Below are 3,789 nucleotides of genomic sequence, written 5' to 3'. Positions count from 1 at the left end.
TCGCTGCTCCTGGATGAATTGAGCAATGAGTTCACGCGCTGCCAGCAGAGGATAGCTCCTAAGGCTTAATCTATCATCCGGCCTCTTACACCTAGTTTCTTGTTCAGCTTGGTCCATTACTCTTCGGGACCACATACCTAGCCAAGATCGATATGTACGATCTGATGGGCGACATTCACGGTACGCCACCCCTCTCAAGCATCTGTTGGCCAAACTGGGCTACACCGAGCGGGGCGGTGTCTGGCAATACCCAGAGCGCCAGGTAATTTTTCTGGGCGATTTCGTTGATCGTGGGCCGGAGCAAGTAGAAACCGTACGCATCGCCCGGACCATGGTCGAGGCCGGGCAGGCCTTGGCAGTGATGGGTTATCATGAGTTCAATGCCGTGGCCTGGGCGACCAAGGATCCCGAGGCCTCCGGTCAGTATCTGCGCTCGCACAGTCCCAAGAACAGGCGTCAGCATCAGGCGTATCTCGATCAGGTCATCGAGGGTAGTGCGCTTCACCATGAGCATATCGCCTGGTTCAACACACTACCGTTGTACCTGGATCTCGATGGGCTGCGGGTAATCCACGCCTGCTGGCATCCGCCATCGCTGCAGATTCTCTGAGATTACACGGATGCGCAACAGTGCACCCTGGAGACACAGCCTGGCCCGAGGTATGCCGCAAGGGCACCGTGCCTATAACGCCTTGGAAACGGCGGTCAAGGGCTGGAGGTTCCTCTACCGGCAGGGAGAGAGTTTCTCGACAAGGCCGGTAAGCCGCGCCACCATATCCGGACTCGCTGATGGAAACTGGAACGTCTGACCTACCGCGACCTAGCCATGGTGCCTGCCGACCAGATCGAGGCCATCCCCATGAACCGGTGCCAGAGAATATCCTGCCTGGCTATGCCGGCGGCAAGCCCCTGCTCGTTGGTCACTATTGGCTGACTGGCGAGCCGGCGCCGCTCAATCACTATATTGCCTGCCTGGATTACAGCATTGCCGCTGGCCACACGCAGAGCGCTGGCGAGGGCAAGCTGTGCGCCTACCGTTGGGATGGGGAGCGTAAGCTGACGAAAGACACGCTTCGTGTGGGTGACCGACTAACTGGGGGACCTCTCGTTATAGTCGTACGCCGCCGCATGGCCGTGCCCGCTTTGTTGGGCAAAGGGCAGGATACTTGATATCGTCACGGCTACCAGACCGACCTGGCAAGGATTCATGGCAGAACGTCAAGCAGGCGCTGGCCTTCACGCGGGCCAACCACGCGTTTGGTAATATCATGGCCGCCCAATGGGTCGATATCTGCCCCCTCTGCGATGCCTATGCGTTGGGCATGGAAACCAACCATCCCTGGCCGTTCCTCTGTGCGGATGGGGTGAACTGCCGAGGATTTCGATCCCACTACCCAACAACCCGGTACGGAAAGCCTGGATTTTTATGATCTGGGACTGACCCGGTCGGCTCTCGATAGCGCCTTTGAGCTAGCGCAGCAGGAATTTGAGAGAACGCGCCGTCTCGAGGATATCGGCGCCACCTTCGTGAATAGCAACCCCGCGATGACCTCGCTGGACTTCAGCCAGGCTGTCTGCGAGTGGGGTAAGGGGCATGGGCAGCCCGGTGAGTTGGCGATAGTAATGAGTCATGGCAACACGGTACCTGATGGGGCAGGTGTTGCACTTGGTCATTGAGGCCGCCGAGATTAGGTGCGTTGCGAATTTTGTTAACATTCAATGATACCCTTGCTAAACAAGGGCTAAGCTGGCCTGTTAATCGCTGTAGCTCCAAACCGGTGATGGGGCCAAAATTTATATAGCTAGGTGTAGATAATGACCAGAGGCAACACAACGTTTTGTGGAGGTGAGCCAACTTGGGCCAATGCTTGTGTAGGTAATAATGGGGATCCAGGATATTGGGATTACGCAAAGGGTTTTTCTCAAGCAGCGAATCTTCTGATAGACGAAGTTCTTAATGGTAAAGGTTTTACTTACGCCTTTGATGAACTTATTTATCCCGTTTGCTTCAACATGAGACATTCGGTTGAACTTCGATTAAAGGGAGCAATCTCTGTACTCGTATTGCTTGAAAAATTTAGAGGCCGAGTTTTTGAATTCGATTTGGAGGGGTCTCATGATATTGGAAATATTTGGCGTTTTTTTATTGAAAAATCGCGCTCAGTTGATGATCGTTACAACGAGATTGTCGATCGCCTCAATGCAAAGATTCTCGACATAGCAGAAATTGATGTTACTGGGCAGACGTTTCGTTACCCAATTAACAGGGAAAGCCAAAAGCATCTAGTTGATGTCGCAATCATAAATTTTTACAACCTAAAGGAAAGTTTTTCTGAGATTGAGGATGCATTAGACGATCTGCATAGGCTGAATAAATACCTTTATGATGAATATTGGTATGGCACCTTTACAAAAAGGCTTTCTCGTAAAAATATATTTTACATTGCGGCCCAATTACCCACCCGTGATCAATGGGGAAAAGAATCGTTCGTCAGGACTAAATCGGAAATAAAAGAGATGTTCAATATTGGGAGTAAGGAACTTTCCGAGAGCATAAAAATAATTCAAGGAAACTTTGAGACCGCTCCAATAGTTGGGATTTCAGTTCCTCTTCTAGGGGTTTCGGAGACGATTCTAATAGATTTTATAAAACACTGGCTTAAACGACATAACAATAACTCAGACACTGCCCCCATTGGCTTAGGAAGTAGTATCTGGGGCAGCGAAGATATGCTTGAATCCATATCTAGAGATGCTGAGGTCCAGAATGAGGTTTGGGAGAATGTTAATTCCTTTCTCACACCGCAAATCATGGCAGGGATTCTTGCATTGTTTCACTTTGCTCGTGAGCTAGATTTTTCCGAACATTATATCCATATTTATGCATGTGCTCTTCAAGAAGTTGAGTGGGCTTTTAAACGGCCCGGGAGTGATGCTAGGGAACAATTCATGTATGTGTTTAATAAGACAAATGCCGTAGATAGCATTTTAAAATCTTTATACTTTCTCAAGCAGGGCGAGGTGGCAGAAATGTTGGTTTCTACACATGGCCTCGAAAAAAGATTTCCCTGGCTAGATGAAGCACGAAGCGGGGGGCTCTTCAGGAAGCCGGAGTATTACGGATATGCGAAGTAACAAGAGTCTGTAGAGGTGTCCCCTTGATCAGGCCAAGATTCTTAGCCTTATATATTGAATAGCAATGTGGTAGGCCATCTCGTAACCCATCGGGCCTACCACGCAATTCCACTGTCAAAATCCGCCACTAGCGATAACGTGTTAACTCAAGTCTGACACCACGCTACTTCCAATCAGTAGCCTAATCTCTTACGGGCTTAGGCCGTGAGCGACCCGCTTCTAGAATTCGATATCTAGTGTACCTGGTTGCCGTTTGGTTGCTGATTACACATAACCAGAGTAACAGTTGCGAGAAGTAGGTAAGCATAACCTATTGTTTTGTTTTGGAATTCTTATTGTAGGCACGATCATTAAATTAGCAAATTTCACTCATAACCCTCCAGCGGCATCGGCCGATTGGCGCGCAGGTAGAACGTCGCGCTGGGGTGCTGAATGAGGTGAGAGACGAGGCCGAGATACCGCTCAAGGTAGTCATCCGTTGGCGAAGGAAACCCAGCACGCACCTCACCGGCGTCGAGCGGCAGTGATGTTGAGGGCGCACCTGATCGACTCGTCTAATTGTAAGAGGCCGGATGATAGATTAAGCCTTAGGAGCTATCCTCTGCTGGCAGCGCGTGAACTCATTGCTCAATTCATCCAGGAGCAGCGAGATGG

The 3,789-nt window shown here is 50.3% G+C and carries 3 protein-coding genes; 2 read left to right on the top strand and 1 reads right to left on the bottom strand.

Annotation, left to right across the window (positions count from 1 at the left end):
- Window positions 1-205 precede the first annotated feature (205 nt).
- Window positions 206-610 carry a metallophosphoesterase family protein gene (locus tag BM194_RS20830; protein ID WP_218155443.1) on the top strand — a complete coding sequence of 135 codons (405 nt, stop codon included), beginning with the start codon at window positions 206-208 and terminating at the stop codon, window positions 608-610.
- Window positions 611-1,470: 860 nt separating this feature from the next.
- Here the strand turns inward: BM194_RS20830 and BM194_RS20755 are convergent.
- A complete protein-coding gene (locus BM194_RS20755; RefSeq protein WP_177223488.1) occupies window positions 1,471-1,632 on the bottom strand; it encodes a hypothetical protein in 162 nt (53 codons plus the stop codon).
- 183 nt (window positions 1,633-1,815) lie between these two features.
- On the opposite strand from BM194_RS20755, the gene BM194_RS20335 reads away from it, so the two are divergent.
- Window positions 1,816-3,135 carry a hypothetical protein gene (locus tag BM194_RS20335; RefSeq protein WP_143097654.1) on the top strand — a complete coding sequence of 440 codons (1,320 nt, stop codon included), beginning with the start codon at window positions 1,816-1,818 and terminating at the stop codon, window positions 3,133-3,135.
- The last annotated feature ends 654 nt before the right edge of the window (window positions 3,136-3,789 follow it).

The organism is Modicisalibacter xianhensis (assembly GCF_900113605.1).
Classification (GTDB): domain Bacteria; phylum Pseudomonadota; class Gammaproteobacteria; order Pseudomonadales; family Halomonadaceae; genus Modicisalibacter; species Modicisalibacter xianhensis.
The sequence above is the reverse complement of the archived record's forward strand: the minus strand, read 5'-3'. Positions and strand labels throughout refer to the sequence as shown.

What these genes read in the sequence shown, in the direction of transcription:
- BM194_RS20755 (WP_177223488.1), bottom strand. Translation starts at nt 1,632, where the DNA reads ATGACTCATTACTATCGCCAACTCACCGGGCTGCCCATGCCCCTTACC.
- BM194_RS20335 (WP_143097654.1), top strand. Translation starts at nt 1,816, where the DNA reads ATGACCAGAGGCAACACAACGTTTTGTGGAGGTGAGCCAACTTGGGCC.